Annotated in this window: 19 protein-coding genes; 8 read left to right on the forward strand and 11 right to left on the reverse strand. The window is 66.2% G+C overall.

The genetic code is table 11. The annotated features are described in order from the left end of the window. Positions 1 to 87: 87 nt before the first annotated feature. A complete protein-coding gene (locus ACI48I_RS00895) occupies positions 88 to 1,263 on the reverse strand; it encodes an acyl-CoA dehydrogenase (protein ID WP_193685624.1) in 1,176 nt (391 codons plus the stop codon). Between the two features lie 142 nt (positions 1,264 to 1,405). Further along, positions 1,406 to 1,918, reverse strand: a complete 513-nt coding sequence (locus ACI48I_RS00900) for a flavin reductase family protein (protein WP_498573069.1) — start codon at positions 1,916 to 1,918, stop codon at positions 1,406 to 1,408. Between the two features lie 160 nt (positions 1,919 to 2,078). Here ACI48I_RS00900 and msrA point away from each other — a divergent pair, with 160 nt between their 5' ends. After that, positions 2,079 to 2,618 carry a peptide-methionine (S)-S-oxide reductase MsrA gene (gene msrA / locus ACI48I_RS00905; protein ID WP_193688211.1) on the forward strand — a complete coding sequence of 180 codons (540 nt, stop codon included), beginning with the start codon at positions 2,079 to 2,081 and terminating at the stop codon, positions 2,616 to 2,618. 47 nt (positions 2,619 to 2,665) lie between these two features. On the opposite strand, the gene ACI48I_RS00910 is transcribed toward msrA, so the two are convergent. Together ACI48I_RS00910 and pdxH are read right to left on the reverse strand one after the other, a co-directional pair. Continuing rightward, a complete protein-coding gene (locus tag ACI48I_RS00910) occupies positions 2,666 to 3,868 on the reverse strand; it encodes a class I SAM-dependent methyltransferase (RefSeq protein ID WP_193688212.1) in 1,203 nt (400 codons plus the stop codon). 89 nt (positions 3,869 to 3,957) lie between these two features. Beyond that, positions 3,958 to 5,157 (reverse strand): pyridoxamine 5'-phosphate oxidase, encoded by a 1,200-nt coding sequence (pdxH, locus tag ACI48I_RS00915; RefSeq protein WP_193688213.1) that lies wholly within the window; start codon positions 5,155 to 5,157, stop codon positions 3,958 to 3,960. A gap of 88 nt (positions 5,158 to 5,245) precedes the next feature. On the opposite strand from pdxH, the gene tcdA reads away from it, so the two are divergent. The 3 genes from tcdA to cysK all read left to right on the forward strand — a co-directional run bounded on the left by tcdA (position 5,246) and on the right by cysK (position 7,795). Further along, complete coding sequence (gene tcdA, locus ACI48I_RS00920; RefSeq protein WP_498573070.1) at positions 5,246 to 6,115, forward strand: tRNA cyclic N6-threonylcarbamoyladenosine(37) synthase TcdA; 870 nt, start codon at positions 5,246 to 5,248, stop codon at positions 6,113 to 6,115. Between the two features lie 75 nt (positions 6,116 to 6,190). Further along, entirely contained in the window at positions 6,191 to 6,835 is a 645-nt protein-coding gene (locus ACI48I_RS00925; protein WP_307727399.1) for an FKBP-type peptidyl-prolyl cis-trans isomerase, read from the forward strand. A gap of 30 nt (positions 6,836 to 6,865) precedes the next feature. Then, the gene (gene cysK, locus ACI48I_RS00930) at positions 6,866 to 7,795 is read left to right on the forward strand and encodes a cysteine synthase A (protein ID WP_193688215.1); all 930 of its coding nucleotides are present in this window, start codon (positions 6,866 to 6,868) and stop codon (positions 7,793 to 7,795) included. A gap of 39 nt (positions 7,796 to 7,834) precedes the next feature. On the opposite strand, the gene ACI48I_RS00935 is transcribed toward cysK, so the two are convergent. Together ACI48I_RS00935 and ACI48I_RS00940 are read right to left on the reverse strand one after the other, a co-directional pair. Next, on the reverse strand, positions 7,835 to 8,761 hold the full coding sequence (locus ACI48I_RS00935) for a cation diffusion facilitator family transporter (RefSeq protein ID WP_498573071.1): 927 nt from the start codon (positions 8,759 to 8,761) through the stop codon (positions 7,835 to 7,837). Then, entirely contained in the window at positions 8,758 to 9,075 is a 318-nt protein-coding gene (locus ACI48I_RS00940; protein ID WP_407943886.1) for an ArsR/SmtB family transcription factor, read from the reverse strand. Before ACI48I_RS00940 ends, ACI48I_RS00935 begins: the two co-directional genes overlap by 4 nt. Positions 9,076 to 9,449: 374 nt before the next feature. On the opposite strand from ACI48I_RS00940, the gene glf reads away from it, so the two are divergent. Continuing rightward, positions 9,450 to 10,604: a UDP-galactopyranose mutase gene (glf, locus tag ACI48I_RS00945; protein WP_193688218.1), complete on the forward strand. Its 1,155-nt coding sequence runs from the start codon at positions 9,450 to 9,452 to the stop codon at positions 10,602 to 10,604. A 170-nt stretch (positions 10,605 to 10,774) separates the two neighbouring features. Here glf and ACI48I_RS00950 read toward each other — a convergent pair whose 3' ends face one another. From ACI48I_RS00950 to ACI48I_RS00965, 4 genes are read right to left on the reverse strand one after another with little or no spacing between them, the layout of a single operon-like run. Further along, on the reverse strand, positions 10,775 to 11,446 hold the full coding sequence (locus ACI48I_RS00950) for a class I SAM-dependent methyltransferase (RefSeq protein ID WP_498573072.1): 672 nt from the start codon (positions 11,444 to 11,446) through the stop codon (positions 10,775 to 10,777). A gap of 14 nt (positions 11,447 to 11,460) precedes the next feature. Further along, complete coding sequence (locus ACI48I_RS00955) at positions 11,461 to 14,301, reverse strand: M16 family metallopeptidase (RefSeq protein WP_227496664.1); 2,841 nt, start codon at positions 14,299 to 14,301, stop codon at positions 11,461 to 11,463. 46 nt (positions 14,302 to 14,347) lie between these two features. Continuing rightward, positions 14,348 to 15,301, reverse strand: a complete 954-nt coding sequence (locus ACI48I_RS00960; RefSeq protein ID WP_498573073.1) for a metallophosphoesterase family protein — start codon at positions 15,299 to 15,301, stop codon at positions 14,348 to 14,350. A gap of 13 nt (positions 15,302 to 15,314) precedes the next feature. Further along, positions 15,315 to 15,797 (reverse strand): CinA family protein, encoded by a 483-nt coding sequence (locus ACI48I_RS00965; RefSeq protein WP_498573074.1) that lies wholly within the window; start codon positions 15,795 to 15,797, stop codon positions 15,315 to 15,317. A gap of 332 nt (positions 15,798 to 16,129) precedes the next feature. Here ACI48I_RS00965 and ACI48I_RS00970 point away from each other — a divergent pair, with 332 nt between their 5' ends. The 3 genes from ACI48I_RS00970 to ACI48I_RS00980 are packed head-to-tail and all read left to right on the forward strand — an operon-like array spanning position 16,130 to position 21,257. Beyond that, positions 16,130 to 16,675, forward strand: coding sequence for a TOL_0243 family YfiR-like periplasmic protein (locus tag ACI48I_RS00970; RefSeq protein ID WP_498573075.1), 546 nt, complete (start codon positions 16,130 to 16,132; stop codon positions 16,673 to 16,675). After that, positions 16,672 to 18,696 carry a sensor histidine kinase, YfiR-like protein-associated gene (locus ACI48I_RS00975; protein WP_498573076.1) on the forward strand — a complete coding sequence of 675 codons (2,025 nt, stop codon included), beginning with the start codon at positions 16,672 to 16,674 and terminating at the stop codon, positions 18,694 to 18,696. The genes ACI48I_RS00970 and ACI48I_RS00975 overlap by 4 nt, the downstream gene beginning before the upstream one ends. Continuing rightward, positions 18,693 to 21,257: an EAL domain-containing protein gene (locus ACI48I_RS00980; protein ID WP_498573077.1), complete on the forward strand. Its 2,565-nt coding sequence runs from the start codon at positions 18,693 to 18,695 to the stop codon at positions 21,255 to 21,257. The genes ACI48I_RS00975 and ACI48I_RS00980 overlap by 4 nt, the downstream gene beginning before the upstream one ends. Positions 21,258 to 21,295: 38 nt before the next feature. Here the strand turns inward: ACI48I_RS00980 and thiL are convergent, their stop codons facing one another. After that, complete coding sequence (gene thiL / locus ACI48I_RS00985) at positions 21,296 to 22,264, reverse strand: thiamine-phosphate kinase (protein WP_193688225.1); 969 nt, start codon at positions 22,262 to 22,264, stop codon at positions 21,296 to 21,298. Between the last annotated feature and the right edge of the window lie 9 nt (positions 22,265 to 22,273).

Here is a 22,273-nt window from a genome sequence, read left to right on the forward strand (position 1 = left end):
TTTGATCTGTTGTCAAAAAGATACGAACTCGGATGCGCTGTTGCCCGGCTTGGGTAGCAGGCCGGGCAACAGCTGGGAAAAGGCTGCTTAAAAGGCGGCGATGCCGGTCTGTGCGCGGCCCAGGATCAGCGCGTGGATGTCGTGCGTCCCCTCATAGGTGTTCACGACTTCCAGGTTGACCATGTGGCGGATGATGCCGAACTCGTCCGAGATACCGTTACCGCCCAGCATGTCGCGTGCCGTACGGGCGATGTCCAGCGATTTACCGCAGGAGTTACGCTTCATCATCGAGGTGATCTCGACCGCGGCCGTGCCCTCGTCCTTCATCCGGCCCAGGCGCAGGCAGCCCTGCAGGCCGAGGGTGATCTCGGTCTGCATGTCGGCCAGTTTCTTTTGCACCAGCTGGTTCGCCGCCAGCGGCTTGCCGAACTGGTGACGATCGAGGGTGTACTGGCGCGCCGTGTGCCAGCAGGCCTCGGCGGCGCCGAGCGCGCCCCAGGCGATGCCGTAACGCGCCGAGTTCAGGCAGGTAAACGGACCCTTCAGGCCGCGCACGTCCGGGAAGGCGTTTTCTTCCGGGCAGAACACGTTGTCCATGACGATCTCGCCGGTGACCGACGCGCGCAGGCCGAACTTGCCGTGGATGGCTGGGGCGGATAACCCTTTCCAGTCCTTTTCGAGCACGAAGCCCCGGATGGCGCCTTCGTCATCCTTGGCCCAGACGACGAACACGTCGGCGACCGGCGAGTTGGTGATCCACATCTTGCTGCCGGTGAGCGAATAGCCGCCCTCGACCTTGCGGGCACGGGTCACCATCGAGCCTGGATCGGAGCCGTGGTTCGGCTCGGTCAAACCGAAGCAGCCGATCCATTCGCCGGTCGCCAGTTTCGGCAGGTATTTCTGTTTGGTTGCCTCGTTGCCGAATTCATGGATCGGCACCATCACCAGGGACGATTGCACGCTCATCATCGAGCGGTAGCCCGAGTCGACGCGCTCGACTTCGCGCGCGATCAGGCCGTAGGCGACATAGTTCAGGCCGGGGCCGCCGTATTGCTCGGGAATGGTCGGGCCGAGCAGGCCCAGTTCTCCCATCTCGCGGAAGATGGAATTGTCCATGCGCTCGTGGCGGAAGGCCTCGAGGATGCGCGGCTGCAGCTTGTCCTGGCAATAGGAAGCGGCGGCGTCGCGGATCATGCGCTCGTCGTCGGTGAGCTGGCTGTTCAGGAGGAGGGGATCGTCCCAGTGGAAGGCGGCTTTGGTCATGATGGTCCTGGTCTCGTTCTTGTTGGAGGCGAAAGCGCGCAAGCTTGCCGCGCCGGGCCAGGCCATTATAGGAAGGAGATGCAGGGCCATCTTTTCAAACTGCGACAGCCATTTTCATAATTGTCGTGAGGCAGACGACGATTCAGGCCGGGCCGGTCGTGCCGAAGCGCCCGCCATGAAATAGCAGTCCCGCCTGCGGCTGCACGTCGCATTCCTCGACTTCGCCGACGAAGATCACGTGGTCGCCTTCCGGATAGCGGCTGCGGTTATGGCATTCGAACCAGGCTGCCGCGCCCTTTAAAATCGGCAGGCCGGTACGCGAGAGTTCGTAGTCGATGCCGTCGAAGGGATCGGTCTCGGTGCGGCGCGAAAAGCGCATGGCCAGGTCTTGCTGGCCCGCCGCCAGGATGTTGATGACGTAATGCGAGTTGCCGCTGAAGACGGGCAGGCTGTTCGCGCCCGCGCCCAGGCTCCACAGCACGAGCGGCGGATCGAGCGAGACCGAATTGAACGAACTGGCGGTCAGGCCGCGGAAGCTGCCGTCGGCAAGCCGCGTCGTGATCACGGTCACGCCGGTGGCGAATTGCGACAGTGCCTGGCGAAAATGCGCCGAGTCGAAACCGCGCGCGATGGCGCGGGGAGAGCGTGTGTTCATTGGTACCTTGGAAAGTTCCCGCTCATTATGCCACCGCCGCCCGCGGGCCGGCGCCACGGGGCGCATCTCGTCCGCTGTCATGCCCGCTGGCGCGCCTGCATGAAGTGCCGCTTTGCGTTAGCATCGGGGCATCGATACAACGACAATGGCGAGGCATGCAATGAGCGAGCAAGGGCGGCACGAGGTGGCAATTCTGGGCGGCGGCTGTTTCTGGTGCGTCGAGGCCGTGTACCTCGAGGTGCGCGGCGTCACGAAAGTCGAATCGGGCTACATGGGCGGCCATGTCGTCAATCCGACCTACGAACAGGTCTGCGGCGCCGGCACCGGACACGCCGAGGTGGTACGGCTCGAATTCGATCCGTCGGTCATCAGCTACCGCGACATCCTGCAGATCTTCTTCACCATCCACGATCCGACGACCCAGGACCGCCAGGGCAACGACGTCGGCCCGCAATACCGTTCCGTGATCTTCTTCGAGAACCCGGAGCAGGAAGCGACCGCGCGCCAGGTGATCGCGGAGATGGCGGCGGTCTGGGACGCGCCGATCGTGACCCAGTTGGTGCCGAGCGAGACCTGGTACAAGGCCGAGGAGTATCACCAGAATTACTATGCCCAGCATCCGATGCAGGGGTATTGCGCCTTTGTCGTGGCGCCGAAGGTGGCGAAGTTCCGCAAGACGTTTACGCACTGGATGAAGTAGGGCCCGCTAGCAGTCCGCGTGGGCACGGAGTGCCCACCCTACGAAACCTACGGATACATATATCGTCTCGACCAGGGAATATGGCCCGGGTCTTCCCCCGCCTTACCCCCCACGATCTGATACAGGCTGATCCAGTCGTGGGCAAACGCGTAGGCGCAGCCGGCAAGATACACGTGCCAGATGCGCAGGTGCTTCGCATCCGTCAGCTGGCCGATCGCATCGAAGCGGCTCTCGAAATTCTCGGTCCATAGCGCGCAGGTGCGCGCGTAGTGGCGGCGCAGGTTTTCGACGTCGCGCACTTCCAGGCCTCCCTGTTGCATCGCCTTCACCACGGCCGACAGGTGCGCCAGCTCGCCCTGCGGGAACACATATTGGTCGATGAATTCGCCGCCGCCATAGGGCGTGGCGCGGCCGGCGACGTCGGTGGTGGTGATCCCGTGGTTCATCACGACGCCGCCCGGCGCCAGCAAACCCTGGATCTTCTCGAAATAGGCCGGCAAATGCTGCACGCCGACGTGCTCGAACATGCCGACGCTGGTGATGCGGTCGAACTGGCCGTCAAGGTCGCGGTAGTCCTGCAGGCGGATCTCGACCTGGCTCTCGAGCCCGGCCTGCGCCACCCGTTCGCGCGCCAGGGCCGCCTGGTTTTCCGAGAGGGTGATGCCGACGCAGCGCGCGCCGAAGGCCTGCGCCGCCCGGATCGCCAGCGCACCCCAGCCGCAGCCGATGTCGAGCAGGCTCTGGCCCGGGCGCAGGTCGATCTTGCGCAGGATGTGGTCGATCTTTTTCAGTTGCGCACTGGCCAGGTCCTCGTCGCCGTTCTCGAAATAGGCGCAGGAATACACCATGTTCGGGTCGAGCCAGGCGGCGTAGAAATCGTTGGAGACGTCGTAGTGGTAGCGGATTGCCTCGGCATCCTTCTGGCGCGTGTGCGGCGACAGCAGGCGCAGCGGATTGGCCCGGCGCGCGGGCTTGCCGCTCGAGGCCGCCAGTTCGCTGCCGATGCGGATCATGTCGGCGGCGCGTCCGCGGATTTCGAGCTCGCCTTCGACATAGGCGGCCCCGAGCTTGTACAGGCTGGGGGAGAGCAGGTAGCGCAGGCTCGACGGCCTGGGGACGCGGATGGTGACGCGCGGGGGATCGGGCGAGAGGTCGAACTGCTCGCCGTTCCACAATTCCACGCGCAAGGGGAGCGACAGTTTGCTGCGCACGCCTGTACTCCAGGCGCTGAGCTTCATTTCCGTGAACATGGTTTCCTCCGGCGGTGGCGCGCCGGCCGCACAGCGCCGACGCCGGACCCGTCGCGGCAGGAAGTGTCGATGTCCGCCGAAACAGGTCCTTACGGTTGCAAACGCTGCCGCGCCCAGCTTCCGTCTTCCTGCCGCTCGTAGACGATGCGGTCATGGAAACGCGAGCGGCGCCCTTGCCAGAACTCGATGCGCTCGGGCACCAGGCGGAAGCCGCCCCAATTGGACGGCCGCGCCGGCGCGTCGCCCGCTGTCGCGGCGACCGCTTCGTAGTTCCGTTCCAGGGCCGCACGGTTATCGATCGGCGCGCTCTGCTGGGAGGCGATCGCCGACAGGCGGCTCTTCAACGGCCTGCTGTGGAAATACTTGTCGCTCTCTTCGGCCGAGGTCGTTTCGACCCGGCCCTCGATGCGAACCTGGCGTTCAAGTTCGCTCCAGAAGAATAGCAGTGCTGCATAAGGATTGGCGCGCAATTCCTGAGCTTTCCGGCTGTCATAATTGGTGTACCAGGTGAAGCCGCGCTCGTCGAACTGTTTCACCAGTACGATGCGCGAACTCGGCCGGCCGCTGGCGTCGACCGTCGCCACGTTCATCGCATTCGGCTCGTTGACTTGCGCTTTCAAGGCCTGCTCGAACCAGCGCGTGAATTGCAGCATCGGGTCCTCGAGGACCTCGTCCTCGTTCAGGCTGGCCTGGCCGTAATCCTTGCGCAAGCCGGCGACGGCGTCGCCGATCGCGGGCGCGGGCGTGGCCGGCTCCTGCCTGACTCCGCGCCGGCGCTGCATCGCCGCGCCCAGCTGCGCCATCTGCGCGGGCGAGAACAGGCGCAGCGCCATCGGCGCCATCGTGCTTTCCTCGCGCTCCATGTGGGAGGTGTAGCGCTGCACGAAGCGTTGCACGCTTGAGCTCGACAGCACGCTGGCGCTGCCATCGGCGATCGCCGTCAGCTGCTCGTGCAGGTCTTGCCAGAGCGCGTCCATCTCCTTGTGGTCCTGCAGGATGACCGGCGCCAGCGCCTGCAAGGTCGCCGCGTCTTCCCCTTGCGCCACCGCGCGCAGCATCGGAATCAGGTCCTGTTCTTCGTCGTCATGGTGCAGGTGCGCGGCCTTGTCGAAATACTTCAGCACGGCGCCGGCGGCCTGGCGCGCGGCGTCGTCGGCGCCGTGCTCGGGCAGGTGCGACAGGAGCCGTTCGAGCGTACTCAACTGCTTGCGGATGCGGCCGTGGCAATGCTTGAGCACGGCGATCGGCTGGTCGAAACCGGGTGCGGTGTCAGGAAGGAAATCGTTCATGTGCGTATTTTTGACAGAGGGAAGTTTTTTGATTGACAGAGCGATATTTTAGTGCGGACGCGAAAGACCGGTCCGGTAAAATGTCCGGATGAACTCGATCGACACCTCTTTCACCCAAACGCCGCACGGCGATGACATCGACTTTGCGCGCCGCTTCGGCGGCGTTGGCCGCCTCTACGGCGAGCGTGCACTGGAACGTTTTAAAACGGCGCACGTTTGCGTGATCGGCGTCGGCGGCGTCGGCTCCTGGATCGTCGAGGCGCTGGCGAGGAGCGCCGTCGGCCAGCTGACCCTGATCGACCTCGACAACGTGGCCGAATCGAACATCAACCGCCAGATCCAGGCTTTAACGGACACCATCGGCCAGCCGAAGATCGAGGCCTTGCGCGACCGCATTGCCCAGATCAATCCGTTCTGCAAGGTGAACCTGGTCGAGGATTTCATCGAGCCCGACAACATCGAAGAGATGATCGGCGGCAAGCGTTTTGATTACGTCGTCGACGCCATCGACAGCGTCAAGGCCAAGGCCGCCCTGATCGCGTTTTGCCGCGAGCACGCCATTCCCCTGCTGACCAGCGGCGGCGCCGGCGGCCAGCTCGACCCGACCAAAATCGAGGTGCGCGACCTGGCCCGCACCGAGCAGGAACCGCTGCTGAAAAAAGTGCGCAAGGTCCTGCGCGCGCAGTACGGTTTCTCGCGCGGCGAAAAGCAGAAATACCATATCGATGCCGTGTTCTCGATGGAGCCGCTGCGCTACCCGGAGGCGGATGATGCCTGCGAGATCGAGTCCAGCATTACGGGACTCAATTGCGCCGGCTTCGGATCGAGCATGGTGGTCACCGCCAGCTTCGGCATGATCGCGGCGGCCCACATCCTGCGCAAGATGGCCGAGGCGGCCGCGCACGCGGATGCCGGGGACGACGCGACGGCCACGCAGGCGGAGCTCGCCGGCGCCTGAGTCGCCGCTGTGCATCCCGGTCCGGGCTTGCTATCATGGGATATCGCTTGAAATCCTGTCATTGAAAGAGCCCTCATGATGCGTCGTACCACTTTATTGGCCGTGCTGCTCGCGGCCGCTGCCGCCGCTAACGCCCAGCAGGGCAACCCGGCTGCCGTCACCCCGGCAAATGCACCCGCCAATCCTGCCGCGGCCGACCAGGCCGCCGCAACCGTGCGCCAGCAGGGCGTGCAAAGCGCTGCCGACCAGGCCGCCGCCACCTCGCAGCAGGCCGCCGGCCAGGCTGCCGCCCCCACCGACGCCGGCGCTGCCGCCCAGGCCGCCGCTGCCGCACAGGCGGCGCAGCCGGTGCCGCCGGCTCCCACGGGTCCCCAGCTCGAGATCGTCGACCGCGTGGTCGGCAAGGGCCGCGAAGCCAGCCTTGGTAGTACGGTGCGCGTCAACTACACCGGCTGGTTCCACAAGCCCTTGTCGAGCACGGGCCGCGGCAAGAAATTCGACTCCTCGCTCGACGCCGGCCGCGACCCGCTCGAGTTCCGCCTCGGCGCCGGCCAGGTCATCAAGGGCTGGGAGCAGGGCGTGGCCGGCATGAAGGTCGGCGGCAAGCGCACCCTGATCATTCCAAGCCAGCTGGCCTACGGCAAGCGCGGCGCGCCGGGCGGCATGATCCCGCCAGACACGGACCTGATTTTCGATGTGGAACTGCTCGGCGTAAAGTAAATCCAAAACACTGTCACGGGAGAACGGCAAATGCGTATCGCTAACGATGTCACTGAACTGATCGGCAACACCCCTCTCGTCAGGATCCGCAAGCTGTCGACCGGCGGCGCCGAGATCCTTGCCAAGCTCGAGTTCTACAATCCCGCGCACAGCGTCAAGGACCGCATCGGCCTGGCGATGATCGAGGCGGCGGAAAAGGCCGGCAAGATCGGGCCCGACACCGTCGTCGTCGAGCCCACCAGCGGCAACACGGGGATTGCGCTGGCCATGGTCTGTGCCGCGCGCGGCTACCGCTGCAAGCTGGTCATGCCCGAAACCATGAGCAACGAGCGGCGCATGCTGCTGCGTGCCTATGGCGCCGAACTCGTGCTCACGCCAGGCTCCGAGGGCATGCTGGGCGCGATCCGCCGCGCCGAGGAAATCGTCGCCGCCGATCCGCGCGCCTTCATGCCGCAACAATTCAACAACCCGGCCAACCCGGAAGTCCACCGCCGCACGACGGCCGAAGAAATCTGGCGCGACACCGACGGCAAAGTCGACATCCTGGTGGCCGGCATCGGCACCGGCGGCACCATCACCGGCGTCGGCGAGGTGATCAAGGAACGCAAGCCCGGCTTCCAGGTGGTGGCCGTCGAACCGGAAGCCTCGCCGATCCTGTCGAAAGGCACCAAGGGCCCGCACCCGATCCAGGGCATCGGCGCCGGCTTCGTGCCGGAAGTGTTGAACACCAGGATCTACGACGAGGTCATCGCCGTCAGCAACGACAATGCCTTCGAGACGGCCCGCGCGGCCGCCCGCGAAGAGGGGCTGTTGGTCGGGATTTCGTCCGGCGCCGCCTTGTGGGCGGCGATGCAGGTGGCGCAGCGGCCGGAGAATGCGGGAAAAATGATCGTGACGATCATCCCATCCTTCGGCGAGCGGTATCTGAGTACCGCACTGTTCGCCAATCTGGCTGGCTGATTACGGGAGTGGTGGGCACGCCGTGCCCACCCTTCAATGTTACGCCACCAGCGCGCAGCGATGCTGCGAGGTGCCTTCCTCGACCTGCAGCGTGCAGTGCCCGATCGAGAAATCGTGGTGCAGTTTGGCCACGATCGCATCGATCGCCGCGTCGCCCGGGTAACCGCCCGGCATCACCAGGTGGGCGGTCAGCGCCGTCTCGGTCGTGCTCATCGCCCAGATGTGCAGGTCGTGCACGCCCGACACACCGGGCTGGTGCGCAAGGAAGCGCCCGATCGCCGCCGCATCGACCTTGTCCGGCACGGCCGCCATCACCAGGCGCAGCGACTCGCGCAGCAGCGACCAAGTGCCGTACACGATCACCAGCACGATGACCAGGCTGACGGCCGGGTCGAGCCAGGTCCAGCCGGTGCCCATGATGACCAGGCCCGACACCACCACCCCCAGCGAAATGGCCGCGTCGGCCGCCATGTGCAGGTAGGCGCCGCGGATGTTCAGGTCGCCTTTGCTGCCGGCCATGAAGAGCCAGGCCGAAAAGCCGTTGATGGCCACGCCGATGGCCGCCACCACCGACACCGTCATGCCCGCGACGGGCGCGGGCGCCGTGAAGCGGTGCAGGGCTTCCCAGGCAATCGCGCCGCAGGCCAGCAGCAGCAGGACGGCATTGCCGAGCGCGGCCAGGATCGAGGAGCTGCGCAGGCCATAGGTATAGCGCGCGCTCGGCGCGCGTTTCGCCAGCACCGCCGCGCCCCAGGCCAGTACCAGTCCCAGCACGTCCGACAGGTTGTGGCCGGCGTCGGCCATCAGCGCCGTCGAGTTGGCGATGAAGCCGTAGACGAACTCGATCGCGACGAACAGCGAATTGACGCCGATCGCCAGCGCGAAGGCACGCCCGTGGCCGGCTACCGGCGCGTGGTGGTGATGGTGGCCATGCGAATGGCCGTGATCGTGATGGTCGTGATTCATGTGTCCAGTCCGTTGATGGGTTCGGCGATGTGCTCGAACATGGTGGCAAGCAGGGTGCTGATGTGGGCGTCGGCGGCGGCATAGAACACCTGCTTGCCCTGGCGCTCGGCCTTGAGGATGCGCGCCGCGCGCAGCAGGCGCAGGTGGTGGCTGACGAGCGAACTCGACAACGCAAGCGTGGCGGCAATGTCGCCGACGGAGGTCGGCTGCGTCAGGCAGGCCAGCACGATACGCAGGCGGGTCGCATCGCCCAGCAGGTGGAACAGGTCCGCCAGCTGGTCGATCGCATCGTTGGGATTGTCGAGTTTGTTCATCAGCAACATGTGAATAGTTGTTCACATGTTAGATCAAGACTGGACATTCGGCAAGTCAAACCAGCGGAAGCGGGGCGTAGGGGCTACTCGCATAGATTTTTTCTTGTCGGAAAAGTACTACAGGCACCCTCCCAATCGAACGGGGGCTAAAGCAAAGCGCGGCATATAATTGTCGGTGTATTAATAAATGGAACGGCTGGTGCGTGCAAAGCGTGCAACAAAAATAGCTCTTACGCTGGGCACCTCCTCTTCGAGGCACCGTTTTTGTCCGTCGTTCGTGGTTAACACGGAAATACACACTAGCGGCGCCGGTCCGGTCAGCAGGTGGATCGCGCCTCAGGACAACATCAATCAACAGTTAGGGATATAGACACATGAACAAGAAAATCGCCATTGTCGGCGCTGGATTTTCCGGAGCTGTGATTGCCAACCAGCTTGCCCAGGCAGGTTACACCGTCGAAGTGTTCGAATCGCGCTCCCACGTCGCAGGTAACTGCCACTCCGAACGGGATGCGGAAACGGGCGTCATGCTGCACGTCTACGGTCCGCACATTTTCCACACCGACAACGAGCGCGCCTGGGAATTCGTGAACCGCTACGCCGAGTTCAAGCCCTACGTCAACCGCGTCAAGGCCATCACCAAGGGCCAGGTGTTCACGCTGCCGATCAACCTGCTGACGATCAACCAGTTCTTCAATAAAACCATGGGACCGGCCGAAGCGGAAGAATTCCTCGCTTCGCTGGGCGACAAGTCGATCGAAAACCCGACCACCTTCGAAGAGCAGGCGCTGCGCTTCGTCGGCCGCGAGCTGTACGAGGCCTTCTTCAAGACCTATACGGTCAAGCAGTGGGGCCTGGAGCCGAGCGAACTGCCGGCCAGCATCCTGAAACGCCTGCCGGTCCGTTTCAACTACGACGACAATTACTTCAGCCACAAATACCAGGGAATGCCGGCCGAAGGGTATACCGCGCTGGTCGAGAACATCATCAATGTGCCGGGCGTGACCGTGCACCTGAACACCCGCTTCGACCCGGACCTGAAATCGGAATACGAACACGTCTTCTACAGCGGCCCGATCGACGCCTGGTTCAAGCACGCCGAAGGCCGCCTGCCGTACCGCACGCTCGACTTCGAAACCTTCCGCGCCACTGGCGACTACCAGGGCAACGCGGTCATCAACTACTGCGACAACGAAAAGCCGTATACGCGCATCACCGAACATAAACACTTCTCGCCGTGGGAAAAGCACGAGAAGACGATCTGCTACAAGGAATACAGCCGCCAGTGCGAAGAGAAGGACATCCCGTATTACCCGATCCGCCTGGCGCGCGACAAGCAGCAGCTCGAGCTGTACGTGAACCTGGCGAAGAAGGAGCCGAACGTGACTTTCGTCGGCCGCCTGGGCACCTACCGTTACCTGGACATGGACGTCACGATCAATGAGGCGCTGATCACGGCGGATAAATTCCTGGATGCGGCGCGCGACAAGGCCAAAATGCCCGCGTTCGTGATCGATCCGCTGGCCTGATCGTCGTTGAGGTAACGTAGGGTGGGCTCTCGAGCCCACGCGCTTGTGCGGATGCGTTGGCATAACGCATCCGTAGGCCGTTAACGCTTGCGAGGAAATTTGCAGGTTCGCATAGAGCGTACCGCGTGGGCTCGGAGAGCCCACCCTACGGTGCGCCGGCAGTCGGGTAGTTAACCCGGCAGTTGTCCCATTAATATGAGCGACACCGGTTTCCCGGTCTCCGGGTGCACCGGTTCGCGCAGGCTGGTGAGGCGCAGGCCGCTGTCGAGGAACAAGGTCACCCAGCTTTCCAGCGTGCGGAAATACCAGGGCGGGGGATCGGTGAAATCGGTGCTGAAGCCGGCCCAGCTGCCTGCGCGCCAGCCGTCGGCATAGGGCGCGTCGCCGCAGGAGGCCAGCGGGTGCACGGTCTGCACGATCAGGGTGCCGCCGGGCCGCAGGTAACTCGGCGCGGCGCGCAGCAAACCGGCCGTCGACTCTTTCCCGATCAGCGAGAAATTGCAGATGGCGACATCGGCCGCCAGTTGCAGTTTGCCCGCCGCGATCTCCTCGTACGACATCACCTGAAAAACGCCGCCGCTGCTGCCCGCTGCCCGCGCCGCGTCGACCAGGCCGGCAATCGCGTCGACGCCGACCATGTTTACTTCCGGCAGGGCACGTACCAGCCAGCCTTCGCCGCAGCCGAGATCGACACCGGTCTGCGGCGCGCAGGAGCGCACGGCGTCGACGATGGCCGCGTCGGTCACCAGCGCGCGGCTGGCGATTTCCCGGCCACGCACGGCGGCTACCCACGGGTCGCTGTTGCGCGACCAGGATTCCACGATTTTTTCGTCGCTCAGCATGCTCGTCCCCTCGCTCATTGGCGCAGTTGTCCCTCACTATCGCGCACCTCGACCGGCCCCAGTTTCAATTTGTCCAGCTGCGGCCCGATCTTCTTGCGTTCGCCCACGGCGACCACCATCAGGCGCTGCGGATCGAGATAGCGTTTGGCGGCCGCCTGTACGTCGGCCGCGGTGACGCCCGCCAGGCGCGCCGGCAGCTGGCTGTAGTAATCGAGCGGCAGGTCGAACACGAAGGTTTCGGCCAGGCTGGCGCCGATATCGCTGTTGGTCTCGAAATGATTCGGCAGCGACAGCAGCTGCGCATTGCGTGCGCCGGCCAGTTCCTGCGCATCGAGTGGCTGCTCGACCATCGCCTGCGCTTCCTTGAGTAATTCGTTCACCGAGGCGCCCGTGACGTTCGCGCGCACGCTGCCGGCGATGATGAAGGGGCCCGGCGTGCGGTCGTACCTGAAACCCGAGTAGACGCCATAGGTATATCCCTTGTCTTCGCGCAGGTTCTGGTTGATGCGGCTCGTGAACAGGCCGCCGAAGGCCGCGTTCATGACTTCCAGCGCCGGGAACTGGGCCGTCTTGCGATCGGCGCCGAGCATCGTCAGGCGCAGCGCCGTCTGGCCCGCGCCCGGCTGGTCGACCAGCACCACGCGCGCGTTCGTTGTGACCGGGGTGCCGGGCACGAGCGGCGGCACCGGGGCGCTCTTCCAGCCGAGGAAATGGGCTTCGGCCAGGGCCTTGAGTTCGGCGCGCGAGATGTCGCCCGAGACCACCAGCGCCGCATTGCCCGGCACGTAGTGGCGGCGCCAGAAACCCTCCAGGTCTTCGCGCGTCACGGCGCGGATCGCCGGCTCCGTGCCCAGCTGGCCGTAACCGTAAGGGTGGCGCGGGCCGTACAGGGCGCCGGCGGCGGCCAGCGCGGCGATGAGTTCGGGGTCGTCGCGCTGCTGCATCAAATCGCCCAGGCGGCTGGCGCGCTGGCGCTCGACTTCGGCGGTCGGGAAGGCGGGGTGCAGCACGACGTCGGCCAGCACGGCCAAGGCCGCGCCGAAGTTGGCGCGCAGCGACAGCAGCGAAACCGTCGACGCCGCCGTGCTGCTGCCGGTATCCATGAAGGCGCCCAGTTGCGCGATCTCGTCGGCGATGCGCGGCGCGCTGCGCGTCGCCGTGCCCTCCGTCAGCATCTGCGCCGTGAAGCTCGACAGGCCCGGCAGGGCCGCGGGATTGGCGTCCGACCCACTGCGCACCACCAGGTCGGCCGACACCAGCGGCAGCGCCGGATTGTAGTGGTGGATGACAGTTAAACCATTGGGCAGCTTGAAACTCTCGCCCTGCGGCAGGTTCATGCGCGGCGCCGGCCCGGCCTTCGGCATTTGCGCGCGCCAGGCCTCGGCTTCGTTGATGCCGCCCGGTCCCGCCTTGTTGCTGCGCGCCTTGGGCGGCTTCGGTGCCGGCGGGTCGGGCGGCAGATCCGGGATGCCGGGCACGCCGGCCACCACCACGCGCGACTTGCGTTGCAGCCAGGTGCGCGCGGCGCGCTGGACGTCGGCAGCGGTGATCTTGCGCAGCTGGGCCACGTCCTGGGCCAGGTAGCCGGGGTCGCCCGTGTACTGGTTATAGTGATTCAATTGGTCGGCCAGGCCATCGCCGCCCAGTTTTTCCAGCGAGCTGACGATCGCCGTCTCGATCTGGTTGCGGGCACGCGCCACCTCCTGTTCCGTCGGCCCCTGGTCGCGCAGGGCGGCGAGTTCGGCGTCGATCGCTTCCTCGATCTCGGCCGGGGTGTGGCCGGCACGCGCCGTGACTTCGATCAGGAAGGTCGAGGCCAGCGCGCGCGAATCCTGGTCGGCGTCGACGTCCTGCGCGATCTGGCGACCGTAGACCAGGGATTTATACAGACGGCTCGATTTGCCGCCAGCCAGGATCTGCGCGGCAACCGCCAGTTCGGCGTCGCCCGGCTGGTAGGCAGGGGGCGTCAACCAGCCCATGTAGACGCGTGGCAGTTCGACGCGGTCCGGCACCACCAGCCGGCGCTCGCTCGTGATCGGCGGCGTGACGACGTTCGGACGCACCACGGCCGGCCCGCGCCGCAGGCTGCCGAAATATTTCGCCACCAGGGCGCGCGTCCTGACCTTGTCGATGTCGCCGGCGATCACGATGCTGGCGTTGTTCGGGCCATAGTAACGGGTGAAGAACTCGCGCACGTCTTCCAGCCTGGCGTTCTGGATGTCGGTGTGCGAGCCGATCACCGAGGCCCGGTACGGGTGCTCCTCCGGGAACAGCGCGTGGTTCAGCGCTTCCTCGACGATGCCGTAGGGTTCGTTTTCGACCGTGTCGCGCCGCTCGTTGCGCACCACGTCCTGCTGGTTGGTCAGCGACTTCTGGTCGAGCACGTCGAGCAGGTAGCCCATGCGGTCGGCATGCACCCAGAGGGCCAGTTCGAGCTGGTTCGAAGGGACCGTATCGTAGTAATTGGTGCGGTCGTAGTCGGTGCTGCCGTTGCTGTCGCTGGCGCCGGCGCCTTCCATCAGGCGGTCGGCCATGCCGCGCGGCAGGTGCTTACTGCCCGCGAACATCATGTGCTCGAACAGGTGGGCAAAACCGGTGAGGCCGGGCGCCTCGTTGGCCGGGCCGACGTGGTACCAGACGTTGACCGCGACCAGGGGCAGGCGCTTGTCCTCGACCAGGATCACCTGCAGGCCGTTCGGCAGGGTGTATTTGTCGAAGGCGATGTTCGGGATGCCGGGCAGCTGGGTGTGCGGCGGCGTGCCCGCGGCGGCGGCGCCACCCCCGCCTTCTTCGGCGCCGGCGCCGTTCAGGGCGGCCATCAGCAGCGATGCGGCAAACAAGGGGCGGGTTTTCATGTGGTGCTCCAGAAGAATAAGGTCAGGCTGATGAATCAATGGCAGCTCAGTGGCAAACGCCGCTACCGTGGTCCGGCGGCGAGGCATTCGGTAACTGAGGTGGGGTCGCTTCCAGGAATTCCCAGTCGTAGCGACCCGCATGCAGGCGCAGGCGCAGGACGCCGTTGCGGCTGGCGTCGCGGGTTTCGCTGTGCGCGAGCGGCATCAGGAAGGGCGTCGGATAGGCGCCGCCGGTGCCGACCACGAACTGGCGCAGGCCGCGGGGATCCAGGCGGCCTTCCGCATCCTGCGGCGCGAAGCGCTCGTAATCGTGGTCGTGGCCGGATAACACCAGTTCCGCGCCGGCTCCCTGCAGCAGCGCCCAGGCCGCGCGCATGGTCGCCACGCTGCCGTGGCCGCCCGAACTGTACAGGGGATGGTGCCAGAATGCCAGCGTGCAGGGCGGCGTGCCGGCGCCGGCGGCGCTGGCCTTGTCCTGTGCCAGTTCCGCCTTCAGCCAGGCCAGTTGCCTGGCCTGCGCAGCGCCCGCCAGGTTGCTGTCGAGCGAATAGATGCGCCAGCTGCCGAGGCGCAGGCTGTAATAGCCGCGCCCGGCGCGCGCGCCGAAATAGGCAAAGTAGGGCGCCGCGCCCTGCATGTGGTATTCGTGGTTGCCGGGGGCGGGCCAGGTGCGCTCCTTGAAGCGGCCCCAGGTGGGACCGTAGCAGTTGGCGAATTCGGCCGCCGTGCCGTGCGGGTAGGTGTGGTCGCCCAGGGTCAGCACGACCGCGTCCGGGTCCGCCGCCAGGCCGGCCGCGACCACGGCGGCGGTATCGAACGCACCCGACCAGCGCGGGTCGGGGTGGGTGCAGCGGGCGATATCGCCGACGGCGTACACGGTCTGGACCTCGGACTCGGTTTGAATGCCGGTAGCGGATACGGTGTCTGCCGCACAGCCGCCAAGCGCGCAGGCGAGCAGCAGCGCGGCGCCCTGCGCCGCCGCCGGCCGGCGTCGCCTCACTATGCGCGCCGTCCTATTCAATAAAGCGCAGCAGGCCGCGCAGCGCATGCGCCACGGTCTGCTCGCGCACGGCTGCGCGGTCGCCCTGGAACACGAGGCGCTCCGTATGCGTCGTGTCGCCGCGCGCCCAGCCGAAGCAGACGGTGCCGACCGGCTTGCCCGGCACCGCGCCGGTCGGGCCGGCGATGCCGGTGGTCGAGAGGGCGACGTCGGCGTTGCTGTTGGCCAGCGCGCCTTCGGCCATCGCGCCGGCCACTTCCTCGCTGACCGACCCGAACTGGGCAATCAGCGCCGCCGAGACCTCGAGCAGCTCGGTTTTCGAGGCATTCGAATAGGTCACGAACCCGCATTCGAACCAGCCGGTCGAGCCGGCGATCTCGGTGACGGCCTGCGACACGCCGCCGCCGGTGCAGGATTCGGCCGTGGCCAGCACCAGGCGCCTGGCCTGCAGCGCCATGCCCACTTTCGTTGCAAGATCGATCAAATCGTTCGTCACGTGCAGCTCCTTCAGGTAGCGCCGGGCTCGGCCGGCGGCGGCGACAGCGGGTGGTCGCGCGTGAGTTCATTCTAGCGCGCCGCAGCCCGGGCCGGTGTGGCAAACTTGCATGGATGCTGACGTCCGCTACGCAAACGCGACGGGAGCGGATACAGTAGATCAGAGATCGATCCAACGATAGATCCAAACAGGAAATGTCCCGTGCGACACGAAGACAACCCGGTTTGCTATCCTGCATCGCGGCGACTTTCGCCGCGTTTCTTTTTTCCAACATACCTTTTTATGCCGCATGCATTATTCACGTGCTGCCGGGTAGGGCCGGTTCCATCGTGATGGCCTTCGCCGTCCGGGCCGTGCGCTCGGCACACCCGTTCCTGTTCGCCCTGTGGCTGCTCGCCGGCGCGGCAGCGGCGCAGCCGGCGCGCCTCGAAGTCCAGGTGAAGGCCGCCTATCTGTACAAATTCACCGGTTTCGTCGACTGGCCCGGCAGCGCCTTTGTCCGCCCCGACAGCCCGCTCGTGATCGGCGTGGCCGGCAACGACGAACTGGCGGCCCAGCTCGAGCAGGTGATTGCCGGGCGCAGCGCCGGCAGCCATCCGCTGGCGGTGCGGCGCCTGCGCCGCGGCGATTCGCCGGCCGGACTGCATGTGCTGTACATCGCCGGCCCGGAGCGCTGGCACGAGCTGCTGGCCAGTGCGCGCGGCCTGCCGCTGCTCACCGTGGGCGACGGCGCCGAGGTGCCAGGCAACATGATCCGCTTTCTCGTCATCGACGAACACCTGCGCTTCGAAGTGGCGCTTGGCCAGGTGGCGCCGAGCGGGCTCAAAATCAGCGCGCGCCTGCTGGCCGCGGCCGTGCGCGTGACGGGGGCTTCGTGAACCGGCGCTCCTCGATCCGCAAAAAACTGGTGGTGGTCGTGATGGCCACCACCTTCGCCGCGCTGCTGGTGTCGGTCGGCCTGATCATCGGCTACGACCTGCGCAACTACCAGCGCTCCCTGATCAACGACTTGTCGACCCAGGCCGAACTGGTCGGCCACATGACCTCGGCCGCGCTGGCCTTCGACGACCCGCGCCTGGCGGGCGAGAATCTCGCCTTGCTGCGCACCCGGCCGATCGTCGGCGCGGCCGCCATCTACGACGAGCACGGACGCCTGTTCGCCTCGTATGCGGCGCCCGGCGCGCCGGGCGCCTTCCCGCCGCGTCCGGAAGCGCCGGGGGCGCGCAGCGAGGGCCGGCACGTGATGCTGTTCCGCCCGATCGTGGAAAATGGCGAAACCGTCGGCACCGTCTGGCTGCGCGCCGAGAACCGGATGCTGGCGCGCACGCTCGACTACCTGGCGATCGCCCTCGGGGTGATGCTGCTGGCGATGGGCACGGCCTACCTGCTGATGCGGCGCATGGGCCGCGTCATCACGGCGCCGATCGTGGCCGTCACCGAAATCGCGCGCGACGTCGTCGCCACGCGCGACTATTCGCGGCGTGCACCGCGCATCGGCAACGACGAGGCGGCGGAACTGGCCGACTCGTTCAACGCGATGCTCACCGAGATCGAGCAGCGCACGCGCGAACTGGAAAACTCGAACGGAGAAATCGTGCGCGAGGCCCAGGAGCGCTCGCGCGCGCAGCAGGAAATCATGCGCCTGAACGAGCAGCTCGAACACCGCGTCGACGAACGTACGCTGCAGCTGGCGCTGGCCAATGCCGAACTGGCGAACGCCATCGACGAGGCGCACAACGCCAACCAGGCGAAATCCGCTTTTCTTTCCTCGATGAGCCATGAGCTGCGCACGCCGCTCAACGCGATCCTCGGCTTCGCGCAGATACTGACCTCCGCATCGCTGCCGACCACCGACACGCAGAAGAAGGAATTCGCGAACCACATCCTGAAGTCGGGGCGGCACCTGCTCACCCTGATCAACGAGATCCTCGACCTGGCGAAAGTCGAATCGGGCACGATTACCCTGTCGATGGAACCGGTGGCGCTCGGCGAGATCCTCGGCGAGTGCCAGACCATGATCGAACCGCTGGCGGCGGCGCGCGGCATCCGCGTGCTGTTCCCGCAGCAGGTGAACGCCGTGCTGCTGGCCGACCGCACGCGCCTGAAACAGGTGCTGCTCAACCTGCTGTCGAACGCGATCAAGTACAACCGCGACGCCGGCGCCGTGGTGCTCGACTGCCAGCAGGCGAGCCCCGGGCGCATGCGCATTTCGGTGCAGGACACCGGCATGGGCCTGCGCCCCGACCAGGTCGACAGCCTGTTCCAGCCATTCAACCGCCTCGGCCAGGAAGCAGGCGCCCAGGAAGGAACCGGCATCGGCCTGGTGGTCACTCGCCGTCTCGTCGAGCTGATGAACGGCACCATCGAGGTCACCAGCAGCCCGAACGTCGGCAGCGTGTTCACGATCGAGCTGGGCACCACCGCGCCGCTGGCTTCGCAGGCCAGCGCCCTCGCTGCGGTCGAGGCCGCGCCGGCTGCAGGCGGCGACGGTGTGCCGCAGCTGGTGCTGTATGTCGAGGACAATCCGGCCAACCTGAAACTGGTCGAGGAGATCGTGCGCTTCCGGCCCGACCTGCGCCTGCTGGCCGCTGGCGATGGACCGGGCGGCCTGGCGCTGGCGCGCGCGCATCATCCCGACATCATCCTGATGGACCTGAACCTGCCCGGCATGAGCGGTCTCGAAGTGCTGGCGCAACTCCAGCGCGAGCCGGCGACGAAAGACATCCCGGTGATCGCGCTGACGGCGAACGCGATGACGCGCGACATCGAACGCGGCATGGCGGCCGGCTTCTTCCGCTATCTCACCAAGCCGATCGACATCGACAAGTTCAACGAAGCGATCGACCTCACGCTGGCGCACCTGCGCGCAGGCAGGGCAACAGGAGGAACGGCATCGTGATCACGCCCGCCGAAGTGCGCCGCGCGCGCGTGCTGATCGTCGACGACCAGCCGGTCAATGTGCAGCTGCTGGAATACCTGTTAAAAACCACCGGCTACGAGAATGTCCACAGCACCAGCGACCCGCGCCAGGTGGTGTCGCTGCACCTGAAATACCGCTTCGACCTGATCATCCTGGATTTGCACATGCCGCACATGGACGGCTTCCAGGTGATGGAGGCGTTAAAACCGCTGGAAAGCGAATCCTGGCTGCCGGTGCTGGTGGTGACGGCCGAACCGGACAAGAAGCTGGCGGCGCTGGAAGCCGGCGCGCGCGACTTCATCGGCAAACCGCTCGACACGGTCGAGGTGATGACGCGCATCCGCAACCTGCTGGAAGTACGCCTGATGCACCGCGAGTCGCGCGAATACGGCGCGTGCCTGGAGCGAACGGTGCGCGAGCGGACCGCGGCGCTGGGGCGCTTTCGCAGCGCGATGGATGCCACCACCGACGGCATCTTCCTGATCGACGCGGCCAGCCTGGCGTTGGTCGACGTCAGCGACGGCGCCTGCCGCATGCTCGGCTTCTCGCGTGAGGCGCTGCTGCGCATCGACCCGGTGGCGCTGGGACTGACCACCAGGGCCCAGCTCGAGCGCCACCTGGCCACCAACGGCGCGGCGCACGAGACCGACATCAACGAGACCGAACTGCTGCGCGCCGGCGGAGAAGGCGCGGTGCCGGTCGAGATCAGCTGGCAGTGGCAGGAGGCCGGTTCGAGCAAGCTGCTGATCGCGGTGGCGCGCGACATCAGCGAGCGCCTCCAGGCGCAGCAGCGCCTGAAGCACCTGGCCAGCTTCGACGGCCTCACCGGCCTGCCCAACCGCACCCTGTTCTTCCAGAACCTACGCGAAGCGATCGAGCTGGCGCAGGATAAGGCCTGGCGCGTGGCGGTGCTGTTCATCACGCTCGACCGTTTTAAAATCGTCAACGATTCGCTGGGTCCGGCGCTGGGCGACGAGCTGCTGCGCCAGTTCAGCGACCGCCTGGTGCGCGTGCGCGAACAGCGTGGCGCGGTCGGGCGCCTCGGCGGCGACGAGTTCGCCGTCATCCTCAGCATGACGCGCGAGCAGCAGGGAGAGGCGGCGCACGTCGCCAACGAAATCCGCGAATCGCTGCGCGCGCCCTTCGACCTGAACGGCCAGCATGCCGTGCTCACCGCCAGCATCGGCATCGCCATGTATCCGGATGACGCGGTCGAGCCGGAGACCCTGGTGAAATATGCCGATACGGCGATGGTGCGCGCCAAGGAAGCGGGGCGCGACGGCTACCGCTTCTTCACGGCCGGGATGAATGTGCAGGTCCTGGCCCGGCTCGACCTCGAGCTGGCGCTGCGCAGCGCGCTCGAGGGAGAACAGTTCGTGCTGCATTACCAGCCGAAGCTGGAGCTCAGTACGGGGCGCGTGTGCGGGGTCGAGGCGCTGCTGCGCTGGCACCGGCCCGGCCACGGCCTGGTGTATCCGGCCGAATTCGTGCCGGTGCTGGAAGAAACCGGGATGGTGGTGCGCATCGGCGAGTGGATCATCGACGAGGCCTGCCGCCAGATCGCCGAGTGGCAGGAGGAGGGCGTGCGCGAGCTGCGCGTGGCAGTCAACGTATCGAGCCGCCAGTTCGTCGAGGGAGACCTGGAGGGCGTGGTGCGCGCGGCGCTCGAACGCCACGGCATCGAGCCCGGACTGCTGGAGCTCGAGCTGACCGAAAGCGCGCTGATGACGAATGCCGAGCGCACCATCGAGGTGCTGGAACGATTGAAGGCGCTGGGCATCCGGATCGCGATCGACGACTTCGGCACCGGCTACTCGAGCCTGGCCTATCTGAAACGCTTCCCGATCGATAAACTGAAAATCGATATCGCGTTCGTGCGCGACATCGTCACCAATCCTGACGACGCCGCGATTGCGCTGGCCATCATCAGCATGGCGCACAGCCTGCACATGCAGGTGATCGCCGAGGGTGTCGAGACGCGCGCCCAGATGGCCTACCTGCGGCGCCACCGCTGCGACGAGATCCAGGGTTTTCATTTTTCGCGCGCGCTGCCGGCCGCCCAGCTGGCCCAACTGGTGCGCAAGAACCGCGAGACGCCGGACCGGCCCACCGCCGACGACAGCAACGTCCAGACCATCCTGGTGGTCGACGACGACGTCGATACGCTCACCGCGCTGCACCGCCTGTTCCGCCGCGATAACTACCGGGTGCTGACGGCGTCGACGCCGACCGAGGCCTTCGAGCTGCTGGCGCTGTACCGGGTGCAGGTCGTGATGTGCGACCAGCGCATGCCGGTCATGAGCGGCACCGAGTTCCTGAGCAAGGTAAAGGAGATGTATCCGGACACGATGCGGATCATCCTGTCCGGTTACACGGGCATCAACACCGTGCTCGAATCGATCAACCGCGGGTCGATCTACAAGTTTTATACGAAGCCGTGGAACGATGCGGAGTTGCGCGATAACGTGCGGCTGGCGTTCCGGCATTACTGGATGGAACACGGGCCCTACGATGACCGCAAGGTGCCCAGGACGGGGTGAGCGGCGTCAGCACGCGGCGCATGCGGTACGAGGCCGGATCATTGCCCGCTGAAGTGATCCCACCCCTGCACATCCATCTCCAGCGATTTACCGGCCGCGTCCACCAATCGTAAACCCGGCTGGGCATCGATGGTGCCGACGCGCGTCACCGGCGTACCGGCGGCCGCCGCCGTCGCGATCACGGCCTCGCGCTGGCTGGCCGGGGCTGTAAAACATAGTTCGTAATCGTCGCCGCCGGCCAGCGTAAACCGGCGCCGCAGCGCCAGCGACTGCCCGGCCAGCGCCGGTCCGGCGGGCAGTGCGTCGACATCGAGCGTGGCGCCGACCCGCGACGCTTCGAGGATGTGCCCGAGGTCGCCAATCAATCCGTCGGAAATGTCGAGCGCCGCGTGCGCGATCGGTACCACCGCCAGCGCGCGCCCGAGCTCGATGCGCGGCGTCGGCTGGTGCATGCGCAGGGCGGCGTGGGCCAGGGCCTCGCCATCGAGCGCGATTTCCTTCCAGTAGCCGGCCAGCGCCAGGCGCGCGTCGCCCAGGGTGCCCGAGATCCAGATGTCGTGCCCGGCGCGCGCGGCGTCGCGGCGCAGCGCGTGGCCGGGGGCGATTTCGCCGAACACGGTGATGCAGATCGCCAGCGGGCCGCGTGTGGTATCGCCGCCGATCAGTTCGCAGTCGTGCTGGTCGGCCAGCGCGAACATCCCGCTCGAGAAGGCTTCGAGCCATTCGGGATCTGCGCCGGGCAGCGACAGGGCAAGGGTAAAGCCGACGGGCTTCGCGCCCATCGCCGCCAGGTCGGACAGGTTCACGGCCAGGCATTTATGGCCGAGCATGCGCGGGTCGGCGCCGGCAAAGAAATGGCGGCCTTCGATCAGGAGGTCGGTCGAGACCGCAGTCTGCATGCCGGGCGTCGGGGCCAGCAGGGCGCAGTCGTCGCCGATGCCGAGGACGGCGTGGCCACTACGGGCGCGGCGGAAGTAACGTTTGATGAGGTCGAATTCGGAGAGCATGGGGGCAAT

The sequence above is a fragment of the Massilia sp. LXY-5 genome, from assembly GCF_059801075.1.